The sequence below is a fragment of the Longivirga aurantiaca genome (assembly GCF_042660085.1).
Lineage (GTDB): Bacteria > Actinomycetota > Actinomycetes > S36-B12 > CAIYMF01 > Longivirga > Longivirga aurantiaca.
This window is the reverse complement of record NZ_JBHSTI010000008.1, coordinates 806932-827197: the sequence shown is the minus strand read 5'-3', so window position 1 is coordinate 827197 and position 20266 is coordinate 806932. Positions and strand designations below refer to the sequence as shown.

General features: G+C 72.0%; 16 protein-coding genes and 1 pseudogene. 5 read left to right on the top strand and 12 right to left on the bottom strand.

Features of this window, described 5'->3' with window-relative positions; all coding sequences use genetic code 11:
- The first annotated feature begins 92 nt into the window (after positions 1–92).
- Positions 93–1364, top strand: a complete 1272-nt coding sequence (locus ACFQGU_RS07825; RefSeq protein ID WP_386765398.1) for a hypothetical protein — start codon at positions 93–95, stop codon at positions 1362–1364.
- Between the two features lie 37 nt (positions 1365–1401).
- Here the strand turns inward: ACFQGU_RS07825 and ACFQGU_RS07820 are convergent, their stop codons facing one another.
- From ACFQGU_RS07820 to ACFQGU_RS07810, 3 genes are all read right to left on the bottom strand, one after another.
- Positions 1402–2226 carry a class I SAM-dependent methyltransferase gene (locus ACFQGU_RS07820; RefSeq protein ID WP_386765397.1) on the bottom strand — a complete coding sequence of 275 codons (825 nt, stop codon included), beginning with the start codon at positions 2224–2226 and terminating at the stop codon, positions 1402–1404.
- Positions 2227–2242: 16 nt separating this feature from the next.
- On the bottom strand, positions 2243–3352 hold the full coding sequence (locus ACFQGU_RS07815) for a branched-chain amino acid aminotransferase (protein ID WP_386765395.1): 1110 nt from the start codon (positions 3350–3352) through the stop codon (positions 2243–2245).
- 108 nt (positions 3353–3460) lie between these two features.
- Positions 3461–4507 carry a 3-isopropylmalate dehydrogenase gene (locus ACFQGU_RS07810; RefSeq protein ID WP_386765393.1) on the bottom strand — a complete coding sequence of 349 codons (1047 nt, stop codon included), beginning with the start codon at positions 4505–4507 and terminating at the stop codon, positions 3461–3463.
- Between the two features lie 286 nt (positions 4508–4793).
- On the opposite strand from ACFQGU_RS07810, the gene leuA reads away from it, so the two are divergent.
- Together leuA and ACFQGU_RS07800 are read left to right on the top strand one after the other, a co-directional pair.
- Positions 4794–6497 (top strand): 2-isopropylmalate synthase, encoded by a 1704-nt coding sequence (gene leuA, locus ACFQGU_RS07805; protein WP_386768195.1) that lies wholly within the window; start codon positions 4794–4796, stop codon positions 6495–6497.
- Between the two features lie 94 nt (positions 6498–6591).
- Positions 6592–6981, top strand: a complete 390-nt coding sequence (locus tag ACFQGU_RS07800; RefSeq protein WP_386765391.1) for a DUF3224 domain-containing protein — start codon at positions 6592–6594, stop codon at positions 6979–6981.
- Positions 6982–7050: 69 nt separating this feature from the next.
- On the opposite strand, the gene ACFQGU_RS07795 is transcribed toward ACFQGU_RS07800, so the two are convergent.
- Positions 7051–8052, bottom strand: coding sequence for a reductase (locus ACFQGU_RS07795; RefSeq protein ID WP_386765389.1), 1002 nt, complete (start codon positions 8050–8052; stop codon positions 7051–7053).
- Between the two features lie 75 nt (positions 8053–8127).
- Here ACFQGU_RS07795 and ACFQGU_RS07790 point away from each other — a divergent pair, with 75 nt between their 5' ends.
- Complete coding sequence (locus ACFQGU_RS07790) at positions 8128–8601, top strand: nucleoside deaminase (protein ID WP_386765387.1); 474 nt, start codon at positions 8128–8130, stop codon at positions 8599–8601.
- Between the two features lie 9 nt (positions 8602–8610).
- Here the strand turns inward: ACFQGU_RS07790 and ACFQGU_RS07785 are convergent, their stop codons facing one another.
- Together ACFQGU_RS07785 and serA are read right to left on the bottom strand one after the other, a co-directional pair.
- The gene (locus ACFQGU_RS07785; protein WP_386765385.1) at positions 8611–9849 is read right to left on the bottom strand and encodes a cation:proton antiporter domain-containing protein; all 1239 of its coding nucleotides are present in this window, start codon (positions 9847–9849) and stop codon (positions 8611–8613) included.
- Between the two features lie 60 nt (positions 9850–9909).
- The gene (serA, locus tag ACFQGU_RS07780) at positions 9910–11499 is read right to left on the bottom strand and encodes a phosphoglycerate dehydrogenase (protein WP_386765383.1); all 1590 of its coding nucleotides are present in this window, start codon (positions 11497–11499) and stop codon (positions 9910–9912) included.
- Positions 11500–11634: 135 nt separating this feature from the next.
- Between serA and ACFQGU_RS07775 the strand changes: the two genes are divergently transcribed.
- Positions 11635–11979 carry a DUF952 domain-containing protein gene (locus ACFQGU_RS07775; protein WP_386765381.1) on the top strand — a complete coding sequence of 115 codons (345 nt, stop codon included), beginning with the start codon at positions 11635–11637 and terminating at the stop codon, positions 11977–11979.
- 148 nt (positions 11980–12127) lie between these two features.
- On the opposite strand, the gene ilvC is transcribed toward ACFQGU_RS07775, so the two are convergent.
- The 6 genes and pseudogenes from ilvC to ACFQGU_RS07745 form a co-directional block, all read right to left on the bottom strand.
- Positions 12128–13156, bottom strand: coding sequence for a ketol-acid reductoisomerase (ilvC, locus tag ACFQGU_RS07770; RefSeq protein ID WP_386765379.1), 1029 nt, complete (start codon positions 13154–13156; stop codon positions 12128–12130).
- 82 nt (positions 13157–13238) lie between these two features.
- Positions 13239–13763 carry an acetolactate synthase small subunit gene (ilvN, locus tag ACFQGU_RS07765; RefSeq protein ID WP_386765377.1) on the bottom strand — a complete coding sequence of 175 codons (525 nt, stop codon included), beginning with the start codon at positions 13761–13763 and terminating at the stop codon, positions 13239–13241.
- Between the two features lie 5 nt (positions 13764–13768).
- Positions 13769–15523 (bottom strand): annotated as a pseudogene (locus ACFQGU_RS07760) (acetolactate synthase large subunit); the annotation flags it as partial.
- A 198-nt stretch (positions 15524–15721) separates the two neighbouring features.
- Positions 15722–17998, bottom strand: coding sequence for a putative bifunctional diguanylate cyclase/phosphodiesterase (locus ACFQGU_RS07755; protein WP_386765375.1), 2277 nt, complete (start codon positions 17996–17998; stop codon positions 15722–15724).
- A gap of 164 nt (positions 17999–18162) precedes the next feature.
- Positions 18163–19848 carry a dihydroxy-acid dehydratase gene (gene ilvD, locus ACFQGU_RS07750; protein ID WP_386765373.1) on the bottom strand — a complete coding sequence of 562 codons (1686 nt, stop codon included), beginning with the start codon at positions 19846–19848 and terminating at the stop codon, positions 18163–18165.
- A gap of 75 nt (positions 19849–19923) precedes the next feature.
- Positions 19924–20247, bottom strand: coding sequence for a hypothetical protein (locus ACFQGU_RS07745; RefSeq protein ID WP_386765371.1), 324 nt, complete (start codon positions 20245–20247; stop codon positions 19924–19926).
- Positions 20248–20266 lie beyond the last annotated feature (19 nt).

The window sequence follows — 20266 nt, the reverse complement described above, 5'->3', positions numbered from 1 at the left end:
GTCATGGGTCCAGAGTGCCATACGTCACCTCGGCAGCGGGAGGCCGGGTCGCCGGAGACGGGGACGCCGGGAACCTCGCGTACCCTCATGGGGTGGACGGGACGACGCACGGGGGGCCGGCCGAACCGGTCGGGGGCCCCACCGAGGACGCCGCCACGGCGCCCCAGCCGGCCCTGACGCCCGAGCTGGCAGCCGAGGCTGCCGCCGCCGCCGAGACCGCGCGTCACCACCACGAGCGCACCCTCGAGCACGCCCACGCGGCCCCGCACGGCGCGGTCGAGCACCCGGCTCCCAAGCACGCGGCCACGGTCGTGCCCGAGCAGGCACCGCGGTCGTGGAAGCGGACGGCCGGCGTGCTCGCCGCTGTCCTGCTGGTCGTCGGCGGGGTGTCGGCCTGGGCGCTCACGCGCGGGGGCGGCTCGCCCACGGCCGGCCCCGGCAGCAGCCCGAACGCCACGCCGAGCGCGACCGGCACGCTGTCGGCGTCGGCGGTCGACCCCGCCGCGGCCCCGGGCATCACCCAGACCGAGCCGATGCTGCCCGCGGGCGAGGACACCCTCGTGCTCGGGGACTCCCTCGGCCTCACGGTCTACCCGTACCTCGCCGACCTCGTGCCCGACCGCTACGTGTCGTACGAGGCCGAGGTCGGCCGGACGACGGCCGGCACCCTCGCCGCCCTGCGCGGCATGGGCTCCATCCCGAGCATGGTGGTCGTGAGCTCGGGCACCAACGACCCGAGCGGCGACGTCCTCGAGGCCGACGCCACCGCGATCCTCGACATCCTCGGCCCCGATCGCTGCGTGGTGTGGGTGGACGTCGTACGCCCGGACAGCCAGTACTCACCGGCGTCGGAGCTCAACGCCGCGATCGACCGGGCGGCCGCGGGACGCGACAACGTGCGGGTGCTCCAGTGGACCGAGCTCGTCGCCACGCACCCGGCCTGGATGGGCGGCGACGGCATCCACCCCAACCGGGAGGGCTCGATCGGCCGGGCCAACGCGTTCGCCGCGGCCTCCGAGGCCTGCTCGCCGCTCGACCCCAACGCGCCGCGGGCCAGCAAGCAGTACCTGCCCCTGTCGGTGTTCTACGGCCCGATCGCCGGCGGAGGGTCCGACACGGGCAACGGCTCGGGCACCGGGCCGACCGCGACACCGGTCGGGTCTACCACGCCGACGGCCAGCATCGATCCGGCACCGCCCACCGGTTCCGGTACGCCGAGCCCGTCGGAGCCGGTGAGCTCGAGCGCCCCGGCGTCCACGCCGCCGCCGGCCACGACGTCCGCGCCGCCGAAGACCTCGGCCCCGCCGCCCGCCAGCACACCGCCGCCCAGCGTGGCCGCTGCGCCTCCGACCCCGACCCCCTGAGGTCCGGCGCGGTTCGCAGCTGGTGCGGCGCGTGCGATCAGGACGGGCGCCGGCAGGTGAGCATCACGGTGCGGATGCGCCGCTCGGCGAGGTTGGCGACCTGGTTGGCGGCCATCTCGGCGAAGGCGTCACCGAGGAACGCCGAGAAGGTGACGGGTGGCGGCCCGTCGCGCTCGATGCGGGCGCGCACCGCCTGGAACCAGGCGAGGCTCTCCTCGGACGAGTCGACCTCGGCGACCACCTCGAAGCCCGCTCCTCGGAGAAAGCCACGCATCTCGGCCGGAGTGGCGAGGAAGCTCGTCGACGGGTCGTTCGCCCACGGCACCGGGTAGCGGACGTCGCCCCCCTCCCCCTGCAGGACGTCGTACACCACGAACCTGCCGCCGGGACGCAGCAACCGGAGGGCTTCGGCGTAGAGCGCAGGCTTGTCGGAGATGTTCATCGCCACGTGCACGGTGAGCACCGCGTCGACCGATGCGTCGGCCAGACCGGTGACGGTCGCGTCGCCCACCCGGAAGCTGGTGAGCCCGGCCAGGCCCGTCCACTCCGAGAGCGCCGTCGCCGCCGCGCAGAACTCCGGTGTCAGGTCGATTCCGGTCACCGTGCATCCGGTCTGCTCGGCGATCGTGCGGGCGGGCCCGCCGAGCCCGCTGCCGAGGTCGAGGACCTGGGAGCCGGCCGTGAGGCCGAGCGCCTCGATGATCTCGAGGGATGCCGAACGACCGCGGATGTGGAACTCGTCGATCGGAGCGAGGTCGGAGGCCCGCAGGGCCGACCGGTCCACCCCGGCTCGGTCCAGCGCGGAACCGATCGCCGACACGAGTCCACCAGAGCCGCCGTAGAAGCTCGCGACCTCGTTCATCGATGCATCGCCCCGGTCAGGCCTGGGCGGGCACGAGGGTGTGCAGCCAGCCGTGGACGTCGGGCGTGACGCCGGTCTGGATGTCGAGCAGCGCCTGGCGCAGGCGCATCGTCACCGCGCCGCTGCCGCCGTCGCCGACCGTCCACGAGTGGTCGGCGCTCTTGACCGAGCCGACGGGCGTGATGACCGCTGCCGTGCCGCAGGCGAACACCTCGGTGAGCTCGCCGGACGCGTTGCCCTCGCGCCAGTCGTCGATCGAGATCCGTCCCTCCCCCGAGCCGTAGCCGAGGTCCTTGGCGACCGACAGCAACGAGTCGCGGGTGACGCCCGGGAGCAGCGAGCCGGTGAGCTCGGGGGTGACGATGCGGGCGTCGTCGCCGGACCCGTACACGAAGTACAGGTTCATGCCGCCCATCTCCTCGACCCAGCGGTGCTCGTGGGCGTCGAGCCACACGACCTGGTCGCAGCCCTGTGCCGCGGCCTGCGCCTGGGCGATGAGCGATGCGGCGTAGTTGCCGGCGCACTTGGCCTCGCCCGTGCCGCCGGGCGCGGCCCGCACGTACTCGGTCGAGAGCCACACCGACACCGGCTTCACGCCGCGCGGGAAGTAGGCGCCGGCGGGCGATGCGATGAGCACGTAGAGGTACTCGTTGGCCGGGCGGACGCCCAGCCCGACCTCCGTCGAGAACATGAACGGCCGGAGGTAGAGGGACTTCTCCTGGTCGTCCGGCACGTACGTCGAGTCCTGCTCCACCAGCACGCGCAGCGACTCGAGGAAGAGCTCCTCGGGCAGGGCGGGCATCGCGAGCCGCGCGGCGCTCCGCGCGAAGCGGGCGGCGTTCGCCTCGGGGCGGAAGGTCGCGATCGACCCGTCGGGCTGGCGGTAGGCCTTGAGCCCCTCGAAGATCGACTGGCCGTAGTGGATGAAGTTGGTGGCCGGGTCCATGGGGATCGGCGCGTACGGGACGAGCTGCGCGTCGTGCCAGCCCTCGGCCTCGGTCCAGCGGATCGTCACCATGTTGTCGGTGAAGACCCGGCCGAAGCCCGGGTTCTCGAGGATGGCCGCGATCTCCTCGGCGGAGCGGGGCGCGGCGGACGGCGTACGGACGATCGTCGAAGTCGACATGGCGTGACGGTACCTCTCAGGAGCCCCCGAGATCATCTGCGGGAGCGACGAATGGGCTGGCGTCTGCCGCTCCGGGCACCGTGCCCCCAGCGGGGCCGGCGGGTGCGGCTAGCCGGCTACTCGGGCAGCGAGCGCGTCGCCGATCTGCGACGTGCTGCGCACGGCCGAGCCGCGCGCGGCGAGATCGGCAGACACGGCCGCCTCCACCTCGGCTGCGGCCTTGTCCTCGCCGAGGTGGTCGAGCAGCATCGCGACGGAGAGCACGGTCGCGGTGGGGTCCGCCTTGCCCTGGCCGGCGATGTCCGGCGCCGAGCCGTGCACCGGCTCGAACATGCTGGGGCTCGTGCGGGCCGGGTTGACGTTGCCGCTCGCGGCCAGGCCGATGCCGCCCGCGATCGCCGCGCCGATGTCGGTGAGGATGTCGCCGAACAGGTTGTCGGTGACGACGACGTCGAACCGCTCGGGCTGGGTGAGGAAGAACATGCTCGCCGCGTCGACGTGGCAGTAGTCGGTCGTGACGGCGGGGTACTCGGCGGCCACCCGATCGAACGTGCGCTGCCACAGCCCGCCCGCGTGCACGAGCACGTTGGTCTTGTGCACCAGCGTCACCTTGTTCGCGCGCTTGGTGGCCCGCTCGAAGGCGTCGCGCACTATGCGCTCGACGCCGAACGCGGTGTTGACGCTCTCCTCGGTCGCGATCTCCTGCGGCGTGCCCTGGCGCAGCCAGCCGCCCGCACCGGCGTAGGGGCCCTCGGTGCCCTCGCGGCACACGACGAAGTCGATGTCCTCGGGGCCCTTGCCCGCCAGCGGGGTCGCCACGCCCGGGAACAGCTTCACGGGGCGGAGGTTGAGGTAGTGGTCGAGCTCGAAGCGCAGCTTCAGCAGCAGGCCCCGCTCGAGCACGCCCGGGGGCACGCTCGGGTCGCCGACCGCGCCGAGCAGGATGCCGTCGACGCCGCGGAGCTCGGCCAGGACCGACTCGGGCAGCGTCTCCCCGGTCGCGTTGTAGCGGCGCGCACCGAGGTCGTACTCGACCCGGTCAAAGGCCAGCCCGTGCCGGCCGGCCGCGACGTCGAGCACCTTCAGGCCCTCGGCCACGACCTCGGTACCGATCCCGTCACCGGGGATGACTGCGAGCTTCAGGGTCTTCGACATGGCCGAAAGGGTAGGACCGCGTCCCAGCATCCGGTATCGGCGTCCCAAGGGTTGAGACACGACGCGCCCCCCGACCGCGGTTCGGCTCAGGTCGCTGCTACTCTGACCGAGATGTCATACGTGGCGCTTCTCCTTAGCGGCCGCAGCGAGGCCTAGGACCGGCCTCCTCGCTGCGGGGTGCTGGCGTGCCGGTCGTACCTGACCCACCTCACCCCACACATCCAGCGAGGACCCCGTGACCGCCCCCTTCCCGTACGACGAGCGCAACGCCCAGAAGCCGTCGCCGATGGCCTGGCGCCGCTACAGCCCCTTCACCCCCGTCGACCTGGCCGACCGCACCTGGCCCTCGAAGGTCATCACCCAGGCCCCCCGCTGGGCCGCGGTCGACCTCCGTGACGGCAACCAGGCGCTGATCGACCCCATGACGCCCGCGCGCAAGATGCGGATGTTCAAGCTCCTCGTCGACATGGGCTACAAGGAGATCGAGGTCGGCTTCCCGTCGGCCAGCCAGACCGACTTCGACTTCGTCCGCCTGCTCATCGAGGGCGACCACATCCCGGACGACGTCGTCATCCAGGTGCTGACCCAGGCGCGCGAGCCCCTGATCGAGCGCACGTACGAGGCCATCGCCGGCGCGCCGCAGGCGATCGTGCACCTCTACAACTCCACCTCGACGCTGCAGCGCCGCGTCGTGTTCGGCCTGGACCGCGACGGGATCAAGGACATCGCGACCCACGGGGCGCGCCTCTGCCTGAAGTACGCCGAGAACCTCAAGGGCACCGAGGTCTTCTACGAGTACTCCCCCGAGTCGTACACCGGCACCGAGCTCGAGTTCGCCGTCGAGGTCTGCGACGCCGTGTTCGACGTGTGGGAGCCGACGCCTGACCGCAAGGCGATCGTCAACCTGCCGGCGACCGTCGAGATGGCCACGCCCAACGTCTACGCCGACTCGATCGAGTGGATGCACCGCAACCTCGCGCGCCGCGACTCGCTGGTGCTGTCGCTGCACCCGCACAACGACCGCGGCACCGGCGTCGCCGCCGCCGAGCTCGGCTTCATGGCCGGTGCGGACCGCATCGAGGGGTGCCTGTTCGGCAACGGGGAGCGCACCGGCAACGTCTGCCTCGTCACCCTCGGCATGAACCTGTTCAGCCAGGGCATCGACCCGCAGATCGACTTCCGCAACATCGACGAGATCCGCCGGACCGTCGAGTACTGCAACCAGCTGCCGGTCAACGAGCGCCACCCGTACGGCGGCGACCTCGTCTTCACGGCGTTCTCGGGCTCGCACCAGGACGCGATCAACAAGGGCCTCGCGGCGATGCAGCGCGACGCCGACGAGGCGGGCGTCGGCATCGACGACTTCCGCTGGGAGGTCCCCTACCTGCCGATCGACCCGAAGGACGTCGGCCGCACGTACGAGGCCGTCATCCGCGTGAACTCGCAGTCCGGCAAGGGCGGCGTCGCGTACATCATGAAGACCGAGCACAAGCTCGAGCTGCCGCGCCGCCTGCAGATCGAGTTCAGCCACGTCGTGCAGAAGGTCACCGACTCCGAGGGCGGCGAGGTCACCGCCGCCGCGATGTGGGACTTCTTCCAGGACGAGTACCTGCCCAACCCGGCCGCGCCGTGGGGCCGGTTCACGCTGCGCTCGGTCAAGCAGGACTCCGACGTCGACGGCGCCACGCACCTGCGCGTGACGATCGTCGACAACGGCACCGAGGTCGAGCTCGAGGGCACCGGCAACGGCCCGATCGCCGCGTTCTGCGACGCGATGGCGGGCTACGGCGTCGACGTCCGTGTGCTCGACTACAACGAGCACGCGATGTCGTCCGGCGGCGACGCCGTGGCCGCGTCGTACCTCGAGTGCGCCGTCGGCAGCCGAGTGCTCTGGGGCGTGGGCATCGACCCGTCGATCGTGACGTCGTCGCTCAAGGCGATCGTGTCCGCGGTCAACCGCGCCGAGCGCGACGAGGCTGCGACCGCATAGACCGAACCACGTCGGAGGCCCGGCTCCCCCGCGAGGGAGCCGGGCCTCGTCGCGTCCGTCTCCCGTCGTCGGACCCGGGGGCTAACGTGCGGGCATGCCGAGCATCCGAGCGCCGTTCATCATCACCGCCCGCCCCGCCGAGGACGCCGAGGTGACCGAGCTCCCCGCGGTGGGGCGCACGACCTTCGACAAGGTCTTCGCCGGCGGGGCGATCGAGGGCACGAGCGTGGTGCACTTCGTGTCGACTGCAGCCGAATCGGGTCCGTTGGCGTACGTCGCGCTCGAGCGGGTCGAGGGCACGCTCGACGGGCGGGCCGGCGCGTTCGTGCTGCAGCACGCGGGTGCGATCGTCGACGGCGTGCCGTCGCTCGACCTGTCGGTCGTGGTCGGCTCGGGCACGCGCGACCTCGTGGGCCTCACCGGCAGCGGCACGATCGAGCACACCGAGGCGGGCGCCCACCTCGACCTCGACTACGCCCTCTAGACCCGCCTTACCTACGCAAGTGCCAGAAATCCCGTGCGGTTTCTGGCAATTCGGTGTGTGAGGCGAGAGTTAGCGGGCATCCCAGGCGGCGAGGACTGCTTCCTCCTTGGCCGGGTCCATGCCGATGTCATCGCGCGGCGGCGGCGCGGTGCCGTCGGCGTCCACCTGCTGCACCCACGCCCAGCAGTCGGCGACGGTCTCGCGCACCGGCCTGTTGCGCATGCCCCACGACAGCGCGCGGGCGACCTCACCGGTGTGCAGCGCGTACGCCTCCTCGCTCTCGGGGAGCCAGACCGGCAGCTCGGTCCAGGGGGCGACGTCGGAGCCGAGCAGGAACGCCGGATCGACCCAGTCGAGCGCCGCGTCGCTCCCGGTGACCTCGACGCACGTCGTGAGCAGCTCGCCGAGGGTCACCGTGCCGTGCGGGCACACGACGTCGACCGGGCCGCTCCGACCCTGCTCGCCCGCGTCGAGGCCGAGCGTCGCCAGGTCACGCGGGTCGACGTACTGGATCGGGAGCCCGGGGCGGTCGGGGGCGAGCGTGCGGCCGCCGCGCGCGATACGTCGCAACCACCACGGAAGCCGTCCAACGTTGTCACGTGGCCCGAGGATGAGACCGGCGCGCAGGTGCGCGACGCGGTCGGCGCCCAGCTCGCGCTCGAGCGCGAGCTCGGCTCCGCGCTTGTCGCGCGGGTACTCGGTCGAGTCGGCGTCCGGGTCGCCGTCGACGACCGGGGCGGACTCGTCGCCGTTCGGGGGCGGCGGCCAGGCGTAGACCGAGCGGCTCGACACGTAGACCCAGCGGCCCACCTGGTCGCCGAGCGCCCGGGCGCTGTCGCGCACCACGGACGGCGCGCCCGACCACGTGTCGGCCACGAGGTCGAACTCCTGGCCCGCGAGCACGTCGAACGCTCCCGGCTCGGTGCGGTCGAGCGTCACGGTGGTCGCGCCCTCGTGCGGCGAGCCGGACAGGCCGCGGTTGGCGACCGTCACGTCCCAGCCGCGCGCCACGGCGTCGGCCACGACCGCGTGCCCCACGAACTGCGTCCCGCCCAGCACCAGCAGCCTCATGCCGCGACCCTCCCCCGCGACCGCCCCGCGCGGCACCCTCGTTCGCCCTCAGCGCAGTGACGTACGGTCGGCGGCATGGCTGCGTACGACGACGACCTCATGACGTGCGTGATCGGGCTCTCGGCGCAGGCGCGCACCCACGGCGACCACCCGTTCGGCGCGCTGCTGGCCGTGGACGGCGTGGTCGTGGCCGAGGCGCTGAACCGCGTGAACAGCGCGCGCGACCTGACCGCGCACGCCGAGACCGAGCTCGTGCGCCTGCTCGAGCGCGAGGGCCGGCTCGACGAGCTGGCGCACGGTGTCGTCTACGCGTCGTGCGAGCCCTGCCCGCTCTGCGTCGGCGCGATGTTCTGGGCCGGTGCGCGGCACATCGTGTTCGGGCTCGCCGCCTCGACGCTGAACCGCATCTCGACCGCTCCCGGCGGCACGGCGTACGGGTTCACGATCACCGCCGCCCAGCTCGCCGCGGCCACGACCTCGCCGATGCGGGTCGACGGCCCGCACCGCGAGGACGACGCCGCTGCGCCGCACGCGGGCTTCTGGCACTGATCAGCGGCGTCAGTCGAGCTGCTCCGTCTCGACGACGGTCTCGCCCGTCGCGCGCAGGGCCGAGCGCAGGAAGAACGGCCCGGTCGCCTCGTTGAGCACGACGGTGGCGATGATGATCGTCGCGAGCTCCTCGCCGCCCGCGCCGAAGTCCGACGCGATGGTCGCCGCAAGGGCCAGCGCGATGCCCGCCTGCGGCATGTATGCGCGCCACGCGACCCGGCGCACGACCTCGGGCTCGCGGACGAGGCGCATCGCGACGGTGCTGCCGGTGGCGATTCCGGCGAGCCGCGCGACCCACAGCAGCGCCGCCGCCCCCGCGGCGGCGGCCAGCGCATCGAGGTGCAGCCCGAGCCCGGTGAGGGTGAAGAACACCACGTAGACGTAGGGCACCATCCGCTCGAGGAGCCCCGCGAACCGTTCCGGCTTGGTGGTCCAGTTGGCCACGATGACGCCGGCGATCATCGCGATCAGCAGCGAGTCGATCTCGATGCGCAGGCCGAGCTCGTCGGCCGCCCACTCGGTCATGAGCGGTGCCAGCACGGCCGCCACCGCCGCGACGGCGATGACGAGCAGGCCCACCCACAGGTCGGACCGCGTGCGCTCGATGACCGTGCGCAGGAGGAAGCCGACCAGCGCACCGCCGAGGAGTGCGAGGCCGAGCACAGCGACGACGCTCGCCACGATCGAGGCGCCGTCGGCCTCCTCCTCCACGAGGTTCTGGGCGACGAGCAGGGTGACCGAGAACGCGGACACGACCACGACGTCCATGACCACGGTCGCGCCGAGCACGAGCTTGGTGAACGGCCCGGCGGAGCGGTTCTCGGAGATCACCGCGATCGCCTCGGGCGGCGACAGCGCCAGCATCACCGTGCCCGCGAGGATCGCGCCGGCGAGCCGTACGGTCATCGGCAGCTCGGAGGTGACGACGAAGATCGTGATGCCGACGACGATCGGCACGGCGATCGACAGGCCGAGCACCTGCGCGATGATCGGCCGCAGCCGCGGGGCGATCACCCTCCACACGAGGTGGCTGCCCGCGACGAAGCCGATGAACGCGAGCGCAACGGTCGACACCCGCGGGAAGGTGAGCGACGCTCCGTCCTGCGCCCGGGCGACGAGCGCGCCCGAGATCGCGCCGACCGCGAGGTAGACGGGGAGGCGCGGGATGTGGACCCGGGCGAGTCCTTCGCCCGCGGCGTACGCCACCGCGCAGATGGCGAGCAGGAGCAGGTAGTCGATCAGCTCCATGCCGCGCCGCCCCTTCGCACGCCCGCGAGCCTAGGGCCCGGAGGCGTGCGCCAGGGGCTCTTACAGCTCGATGTCGACGGCGCGGGCGCTCGTGGCGCCGACGGCCGCCGCGATCTCGGCCAGGACGCCGGCCGGGATCGCCGAGTCGACGGTGAGGGCGATCAGCGCCTGGCCGCCCGCCTCGTCGCGCGAGACCTGCATGCCGCCGATGTTGACCCCGGCGTCGCCGAGCACCTTGCCGGCGATGCCGACGACGCCCGGGCGGTCGGCGTACCGCAGGAACGCGAGGTGCGCGCTGAACGGCACGTCGACGTCGAAGCCGTCGACCTCGGTGATCTTCTGCAGGCTGCGCGGCCCGGTGACGGTGCCGGCCACCGCGACGGTCTCGCCGTCGGTCAGCGTGAGCTTCACCCGGATGAGGTTCCGCCAGTCCGGCGACTCGGCCGACGTCGTGAGCGACACGGCCACGCCGCGCTCGCCCGCGATGACCGGCGCGTTGACGTACGACACGGGGGCGTCGTTGAGGACCGAGAACACGCCCTTGAGCGCGGACAGCTCGAGGATCTTGACGTCGAGGTCGGCGATCTCGCCGAGCACCTCGACCTCGATCGCCTCGAGGGCGGCACCGGTGAGCGAGCCCGCGACGCGGCCGAGGTTCTCGGCGAGCGAGATGCCGGGGCGCACAGCCTCCGCGATCGAGCCGCCCTTGACGTTGACGGCGTCGGGCACGAGCTCGCCGGCGAGTGCGAGGCGCACCGAGCGCGCGACAGCGATACCGGCCTTCTCCTGCGCCTCGTCGGTGGAGGCGCCGAGGTGCGGCGTGGCCACGACCTGCTCGAACTCGAACAGGGGCGAGTCGGTGCACGGCTCGCTGGTGAACACATCGAGCCCTGCGCCCGCGACACGGCCCTCCTTGATCGCGACGTACAGCGCGTGCTCGTCGACGATGCCGCCGCGGGCGGCGTTGATGATGCGCACGCTCGGCTTCACCTTGCGCAGCGCCTCCTCGCCGATGAGGCCGACGGTCTCCGGCGTCTTGGGCAGGTGCACGGTGATGAAGTCGGCCTCGGCGAGGAGCTCGTCGAGCGACAGCATGCGGATGCCGAGCTGCGCGGCGCGGGCGGGCTGCACGTAGGGGTCGTACGCCACGAGCTTCACGCCGAAGGCGGAGAGCCGCTGCGCCACGAGCAGTCCGATCCGGCCGAGGCCCACGACGCCCACGGTCTTGTCGGTGAGCTCGACGCCGGTGTACTTCGAGCGCTTCCACTGGCCGGCCTTGAGGGCGGCGTTCGCGGGCGCGATGTTGCGGGCGGTCGCGAGCAGCAGCGCCACGGCGAGCTCGGCGGCGCTCACGATGTTGGAGGTCGGCGCGTTCACGACCATGACACCGGCCTGGGTCGCGGCCTTCACGTCGACGTTGTCGAGGCCGACGCCCGCGCGGGCGACGACCTTGAGCTTCGTGGCGGCCGCGATGGCCTCGGCGTCGACCTTGGTGGCGGAGCGCACGAGGATGGCGTCCACGTCGGCGATCGCGGGCAGCAGCGCGGCGCGGTCGGCACCGTCGACGTGGCGGATCTCGAAGTCGGGGCCGAGGGCCTCGACAGTGGCGGGGGACAGCTCTTCGGCGATGAGGACGACGGGCTTGCTCACTGGGGGCACCTTCGAGACGACGTCAGGAGACGTCACGAAGTCTAACGGCGCCCTTGTGAACTCCTTCACGAGGTCCGGATCCTGAGACCGCTGTCTCACGGGTCAGGATCGCGCCGGTCCCCTAGGGTTCACGGCGTGCAGATCCTCCACATCGCGCTCCTCCCCGACTGGGACGACGCCGTCGCCGCCGGTGCGTACCGCATCTCCACGATCGGCCGCACGATCGACGAGGAGGGGTTCATCCACGCCTCGACGCCCGAGCAGGTGCAGGGCACGGCGTCGCGCTACTACGCCGGGCGCACCGAGCCCCTCGTCGTCCTGGTGCTGGACACCGACCGGCTCGAGGCCGGTGGTGTGCCCGTGCGCTTCGACGAGACGGCGCCGGGTGTCGAGTTCCCCCACCTCTACGCCGCGGTGCCGGTGGCTCTGGTCGACGACGTACGGCCGGCGTCGTTCGTGGACGGCGTCCTGCGCTTCTGAGGCCCGAGTCCGCCGTACGACCGACCAAGATCGCGAGTACGGGTCGGATCGTGCAGTTGAACTGCCGTGATCGACCCCAGGGGTGGAAGAGCGAAGGACAGATCGCGCCGTTGGGGGCGCGATCTGTCCTTGGCGGGTGGGTTCGTGACTAGCGGGCGGCGTTGCCCTCGGCGTAGTCGTCGTCTGACTTCTTGACCCAGCTCATCATGCCGCGCAGGTCCTTGCCGACCGCCTCGATCGGGTGCTCGGCGCCCTTGGCGCGCAGCGCCTTGAACTCCGGTGCGCCGGCGTCCTGGTCGTCGATGAAGCGCTTCGCGAACGCGCCGGAGGTGATGTCGGCGAGGACGGCGCGCATGTTGTCCTTGACGTGCGGGTCGATCACGCGCGGGCCGGAGACGTAGTCGCCGTACTCCGCGGTGTCGGACACCGACCAGCGCTGCTTGGCGATGCCGCCCTCGTACATGAGGTCGACGATCAGCTTGAGCTCGTGCAGGCACTCGAAGTACGCGACCTCGGGCTGGTAGCCGGCCTCGGTCAGCACCTCGAAGCCGTACATGACGAGCTGCGAGGCACCGCCGCACAGCACGGCCTGCTCGCCGAACAGGTCGGTCTCGGTCTCCTCGGTGAAGGTCGTCTTGATGCCGCCGGCGCGCAGGCCGCCGATGCCCTTGGCGTACGAGAGGGCGAGCGCCCAGGCGTTGCCGGTGGCGTCCTGCTCGACCGCGACGATAACGGGGACGCCGCGACCGGCGGCGTACTCGCGGCGCACGAGGTGACCGGGGCCCTTCGGGGCCACCATGATCACGTCGACATCGGCCGGGGGCGTGATGTAGCCGAAGCGGATGTTGAAGCCGTGGCCGAAGAACAGCGCCTTGCCGGCGGTGAGGTGCGGCTCGACCGACTCCTTGTACAGGTGACGCTGCACGTGGTCGGGCGCGAGGATCATGATCACGTCGGCCTCGGCGGACGCCTCTGCGGGCGTGAGGACGCGCAGGCCCTCGGCCTCGGCCTTGGCGCGGCTCTTGCTGCCCTCGGGCAGACCGACGCGGACGTCGACGCCCGAGTCGCGCAGGTTGAGGCTGTGGGCGTGGCCCTGGCTGCCGTACCCGAGAACGGCGACCTTGCGGCCGGCGATGATCGAGAGATCGGCGTCGTCGTCGTAGAACAGCTCGGCCACGGGGGCTTCTCCTTGCTGGGATTCGGAAAGTCGGGGATGAGTCTGACAGGGGGTCCGACCCGTGACCGGGCCGGGGGTTTGATCAGGCCGAGCGCTCGGCCGGACGCAGGCTGCGGTCGGAGATCGACCGCGGACCGCGGCCGATGGCGACGATGCCCGACTGCGACAGCTCCTTGATGCCGAACGGCTCGAGCAGCTTGAGCATGGCCTCGGTCTTGTCGCGGCTGCCGGTGACCTCGAGGGTCACGGTCTCGAGCGCCACGTCGACGACCTTGGCGCGGAAGACCTCCGCGACCTGGAGCACCTGGGAGCGGATGTCCTGGTCGGCCTTGACCTTGACCAGCACGAGCTCGCGGGCGACGGCGGAGTCCGCCTCGAGCTCCACGATCTTGAGCACGTTCACCAGCTTGTTGAGCTGCTTGGTGACCTGCTCGAGCGGGAGGTCGTCGACGGCGACGACGATCGTCATGCGCGAGATCCCGGCGATCTCGGTCTGGCCGACCGCGAGGCTCTCGATGTTGAAGCCGCGACGGGAGAACAGGGCCGAGATGCGGGCGAGCACGCCGGGCTGGTCCTCGACGAGCACGGACAGGGTGTGACGGGTCATGTCGCTCAGTCCTCTCGGTCCCAGCGCGGGGCCAGGTCGCGCGCGTACTTGATGTCGTCGTTGCTCGTGCCGGCGGCGACCATCGGCCACACCATGGCGTCGCGGCTCACGATGAAGTCGACGACCACGGGCGCGTCGTTCATGCCCATCGCCTTCTCGATCGTGGCGTCGACGTCGTCCGGGCTCTCGCAGCGCAGTCCGTGGCAGCCGTAGGCGTCCGCGAGCTTCACGAAGTCGGGGATGCGGTGGCTGTGCAGGTCGGTGTTCGAGTAGCGCGACTCGTAGAAGAGCGTCTGCCACTGGCGCACCATGCCCAGCGAGGAGTTGTTGATGACCGCGACCTTGATCGGGATGTCGTTGATCGCGCAGGTCGCGAGCTCCTGGTTGGTCATCTGGAAGCAGCCGTCGCCGTCGATCGACCAGACCGTGGCGTCCGGACGGCCGACCTTGGCCCCCATGGCCGCGGGCACGGAGTAGCCCATGGTGCCGGCGCCGCCGGAGTTGAGCCACGTGCCCGGGATCTCGTAGTTGATGAACTGCGCGGCCCACATCTGGTGCTGGCCCACGCCCGCTGCGTAGATCGCCTCGGGACCGGCGATCCTGCCGAGCCGCTCGATGACGTACTGCGGCGACAGCGTGCCGTCCTCGGGCAGGTCGTAGCCCAGCGGGTACGTCGCCTTCATGTGCTCGAGCAGCTGCGACCACTCGGCGTAGTCGCCGGCGTGGCCGGCGTCGAGCTCGGCCTGGAGGGCCACGATGAGGTCGGTGATCACCTCGCGGGCGTCGCCCACGATCGGCACGTCGGCCGTGCGGTTCTTGGAGATCTCGGCCGGGTCGATGTCGGCGTGGATGACCTGGGCGTCCGGGGCGAACGACTCGAGCTTGCCCGTCACGCGGTCGTCGAAGCGGGCGCCGAGACAGATGAGCAGGTCGCTCTTCTGCAGCGCGCCGACCGCGGCCACGGTGCCGTGCATGCCGGGCATGCCGAGGTGCAGCGGGTGGCTGTCCGGGAACGCGCCGCGCGCCATGAGCGTGGTGGTCACGGGGATGCCCGTGAGCTCCGCGAGGCGCAGCAGCTCGGCGTGCGCGCGCGACTTGATGATGCCGCCGCCGACGTACAGCACCGGACGCTTGGACTCGACGATCATCCGCGCGGCCTCGCGCACCTGCTTGGCGTGCGGGCGCGTCACCGGGCGGTAGCCGGGCAGGTCGATCGACTCGGGCCAGCTGAAGCCGGTCTGGGCCTGCAGCGCGTCCTTGGCGATATCGACCAGCACGGGCCCGGGCCGGCCGGTGCCGGCGATGTGGAACGCCGCGGCGATGGCGCCGGGGATCTCCGCCGGGTTGGTGACGAGGAAGTTGTGCTTGGTGATGGGCATCGTGATGCCACGGATGTCCGCCTCCTGGAAGGCGTCGGTCCCGATCGCGGCGCTCGGCACCTGACCGGTGATCGCGACCATCGGCACGGAGTCCATGTAGGCGTCGGCGATCGGCGTCACGAGGTTGGTCGCGCCCGGGCCGGAGGTCGCCATGCAGACACCGACGCGTCCGGTCGCCTGCGCGTAGCCCTCGGCCGCATGGCCGGCGCCCTGCTCGTGGCGGGTGAGGATGTGGCGTACCTGCTGCGAGTCCATGAGCGGGTCGTACGCCGGGAGGATGGCTCCGCCCGGGATACCGAAGACGACGTCGACCCCAGCGCGCTCCAGCGAGCGCACGAGGCTCTGGGCTCCGGTGATCCGGTCTGTCATGGCTTCCTCGCTGGGGTGCGTGGTTCTCGGGTGGTGTCAGGCGGGTCGGGCAACGAAAAACCCCCCGGCCCGAACGGGCGGCGAGGGGTGCGCGCAGTCGACGACAAGACCGTCAGGCTGCGCGCCCGCGGATTACGACGACGTTGCTGGTGAACACGATAACGAGGCTACAGGGGTGCCCGGACCGTGTCACGTGCTGACACGAACGTCTCAGATCGCGAGACGCGGAGTCCGGTCACCGGGACGGGACGGGACGACGTCGACCAGGTTCTCGATCCGGATCGAGCCGATGCGCAGCAGATCGGTCGCGGCCCGCTCCCCCAGCGGCAGGCTGAGCAGGTGCCCCTGGCCGAGCACGGCCCCCGACGCCTTGAGCAGGACGAGCTGGTCGTGCCGCTCGATGCCCTCGACGACGACGGCGAGGCCCAGGTCGCGGCCGAGGCGCAGGACGGCCGGCAGCGTGTCGCGGGCCGAGCCGACACGGCAGGTGAGGGCGCGGTCGATCTTCAGGGAGTCCAGCGGGAGGCGCGGCAGGTAGGACAGCGACGAGTAGCCGGTGCCGAAGTCGTCCAGCGCCACGCGCACACCGAGACGGCGGATCTTCTCCAGCTCGACGGTCGTGTGGTCGAGGTCGCGGACGAGCTGGTGCTCGGTGATCTCGAGGCAGAGCATGTCGGCGGGGACGCCGTAGCAGATGAGCGCGTTCTCGACCTGGAGCGCGAGCTCGCCACCCGACTCGAGCTGGCGGGCGGACACGTTCACGTTGAGACGTGCGCGGATGCCGGCGCGCAGCCACTGCCCGAGCATCTGCACTGCGCTGTCGAGCACCCAGCCGCCGACGGGCACGATGAGCCCGCTCTCCTCGGCCGCCTCGATCACCTCGGTGACGGTCCAGTCGGCGAAGTCCTCGTGGTCGAACCGCAGCAGGGCCTCGACGGCGTAGATCTCGCCGGTGCGCAGGTCGACGATCGGCTGGTACGCGAGCGACAGCCGGTCGTGGGCGAGGGCGTGCCGCAGACGGGCGGCGGCGTCGAGTCGACGCAGGGCCGACGCGTGCATGGCGGGCTCGAAGACCGAGACCCGGTCGCGGCCGCTCTCCTTGGCGCGGTAGAGCGCCAGGTCGGCGTTGCGCAGCGCCGACTCGGCGTCGTCGTCCTCCCCCGGGCGGGCGAGGCCGATGCTCGCCGAGACCACGACCTCGCGGTGCCCGATGCGGTACGGCGCCGACAGCGAGGCACGCAGGCGCTCCGCGACCTCGACGGCGGTCTCGTCGGAGCAGTCGCTGAGCAGCGCGACGAACTCGTCGCCGCCGAACCGGGCGACGACATCGGTCTCGCGGATCTCCGCCGCCAGACGGGTGGCGGTCTCGATGAGCAGCTCGTCGCCGACGGCGTGCCCGAACGAGTCGTTGACGTCCTTGAAGCCGTCCAGGTCGATGAACAGGACCGCCACCTGCCCGCGCGTGGGGCTGTGCAGGGCGGCCTCGACGCGGCCGGTGAACTCGCTGCGGTTGGGCAGGCCGGTCAGGCCGTCCTGGGTCGCCTTGGTGCGGAACATGTCGGCCTGGCGGCTGACCTGGGTGACGAGCCGGCGGTTCTCGATGGCGAGGAGCACCTGGCTGGTGACGAGCGACCAGAGGAGCGTGAGGACCACGGCCGACAGCAGCGGGTCCGAGGGGCGGCCGAGCGCCCAGGCGATCGTGGTGGCCGCGATGGCGATGCAGGCGACGAGGTACGGAAGCCGCAGCCCCGGTCCGGTGGGCACCCGCATCGTCCCGGCCCGGAACGGGCTCGGCGCGATCCACGGCGTCGCCGCGATGAGCACGCCCGCGGTCGTCCAGGAGGCGACGTACGCCGCCTGCGTGATCGGGGTCCACGCGCCGGCCCCGACGAAGGCGCGGTAGAGGTCGCCGTGCGCGAGCGCGACGCCCACGAGGGCGAGGGCGGCTCCGCCGACCCGGGTGCCCCGCGGCAGCCGCAGCGTGAGCGCGAGCACGGTGCTCACGAGGGCGAGGTCGCCGAGCAGCCAGATCGAGCCGAGCGCGAGGCTCTCGGGCGAGTCGAGCAGCCGGGCCCCGGGGACGGTTGCGAGCCAGAGCGCGACGAAGACCGAGCCGCCGAGGAGCCAGCCGTCGAGCCCGAGGAGCACCCAGCGCTGCAGGCCCGTCACGGTGCCCGGGAACGTCCCGAGCGCTGCTGCGGCGAGGAGCGCCGCGAGCAGGCGCGGTACCCACGAGGCCTGGCTGGGCAGATCGACCACGGCGAGCTCGCCGAGGGCGACCGAGGCCACGAGGCACGAGCCCGCCAGGAGCCCCCAGGCCGCGCGCAGGCGTCCCGCGGCACGGGCGGCCACGACGACCAGGGAGGCGCCCGTGAGGAGTGCGATCAGGGCGACGTAGACGAACATCCACGAGGGGCTGCCGTCGCCGCCCAGCACCACCGGCACGGCACCGGTGGCAAGGGCCACGGCGAGCACCGGCAGCAGCATCCAGACCGGTCGGCGGGGTGCCGGCCGAGCGGCTGCAGGCGCGGGCGAGGACGTCACTCTGCGTACATCGGCGCAGGTGGGGGGACCTTGAGGTCGCGACAGGTCCCAGAACGGCCGCGGCCCGACCCCGTCGTGGGGTCGGGCCGCGGCGCGGGCGTGCCGGCTCAGTCGAGGACGGCGCCGTACCGGGCCGAGCCGACGAGCTTGGCGTACTTCGAGAGGACGCCTCGCTGGTGCTTGGGTGCCGGCGGCTGCCAGCCCGCCTTGCGGGCCTCGAGCTCCGCGTCGTCCACGAGCAGGTCGAGCGTGCGGGCCGCGGCGTCGAGGCGGATGCGGTCGCCGTCCTTCACGAACGCGATCGGGCCGCCGTCGACCGCCTCGGGCGCCACGTGCCCGACGCACAGGCCGGTCGTGCCGCCGGAGAACCGGCCGTCGGTGATCAGCAGGACGTCCTTGCCGAGCCCGGCACCCTTGATGGCGCCGGTGACGGCGAGCATCTCGCGCATGCCGGGGCCGCCCTTGGGCCCCTCGTAGCGGATGACGACGACGTCGTCCTTCTGCAGCGTGCCGTCCTCGACCGCCTGCATCGCGCCGGCCTCGCCGTCGAACACGCGGGCGTTGCCCTCGAAGACGTCGCTGTCGAAGCCCGCGGTCTTGACCACGGCGCCCTCGGGCGCGAGCGAGCCCGAGAGGATGGCGAGGCCGCCCGTCTTGTGGATCGGGTCCGAGAGGGAGCGCAGGATCTTGCCGTCCGGGTCCGGCGGGGCGATGGCGGCGAGGTTCTCCGCCATCGTCTTGCCCGTGACCGTGAGGCAGTCGCCGTCGAGCAGGCCGGCGTCGAGCAGGGCCTTCATGACGACGGGGATGCCGCCGATGCGGTCGACGTCGCTCATGACGTACTGGCCGAACGGCTTGACGTTCGCGAGGTGCGGCACCTTGTCGGCGACGGTGTTGAAGTCCTCGATGTCGAGCTGGACGTGCGCCTCGTGCGCGATCGCGAGCAGGTGCAGCACGGCGTTGGTCGAGCCGCCGAGCGCGACGACGACCGCGATCGCGTTGAGCAGCGACTCGCGCGTGATGATGTCGCGGGTCGTGATGCCGCGGCGGAGCAGCTCGACCACGGCCAGGCCCGAGCGGTGCGCGAAGCCGTCGCGTCGGCGGTCGACCGCGGGGGGCGCGGCGGAGCCGGGGAGGCTCATGCCCATGGCCTCGGCCGCAGCGGCCATGGTGTTGGCCGTGTACATGCCGCCGCACGCGCCCTCGCCCGGGCAGATCGCCCGCTCGATGGCGTCGACCTCCTCGCGGGTGATGAGCCCGCGGGCGCAGGCGCCGACCGCCTCGAAGGCGTCGATGATCGTGACGTCCCTGTCGCCGACCTTGCCCGGCAGGATCGACCCCGCGTAGAGGAACACCGCGGCGATGTCGAGGCGGGCGGCGGCCATGAGCATCGCGGGCTCGGACTTGTCGCAGCCTGCGAGAAGCACGCCGCCGTCGAGCCGCTCGGCCTCGAACACGCACTCGACGGAGTCGGCGATGACGTCGCGGCTCACGAGCGAGAAGTGCATGCCCACGTGGCCCATCGAGATGCCGTCCGACACCGAGATCGTGCCGAACTCGAGCGGGTAGCCGCCGCCGGCGTGCACGCCGTTCTTGGCGGCGTCCGCAAGGCGGTCGAGGGACAGGTTGCAGGGGGTGATCTCGTTCCACGACGAGGCGATGCCGATCTGCGGCTTCACCCAGTCGTCGTCACCCATGCCGACGGCGCGGAGCATGCCGCGCGCGGCGGCTCGCTCGAGCCCGTCGGTGACGGTACGGCTGCGTGGCTTGATGTCGGGGGTCTCGGTGCTCACGGGCCGAGCCTACGAGGTCCCCCGCCGTACCACCGCCGGAGCCCCACGAGATGAAGGGCCTGTCCTGGGAGGGCGTCAGAGGGTGCTGATGATGCGGGCCCGAGCCGCCTCGTGCTCGTCCTCGGTGATGGTGCCGGCCGCGAGCAGCGCGTCGATCTCGGCGAGGCGCTCCTCGGGGCTGCGCTCGGGCGCGAGCAGCTGGGAGTCCCTCGCCGCCGCCATGAGCTGGAGGTCGCCCGCCAGCGGGTCGAGCCCCTCGCGGCGCGCCGCGTAGAACCGGTAGATGATCGTGCCGATCACGACCACGAAGCCGATACCGATGAGCACGGGCACGATCGCGAACAGGCCGTCGGCAGCAGCGCTGCCCGGCATCGACCCAGCGGCGAGCGGAACGCTCATGTCTCCCCCTCAGCGACCC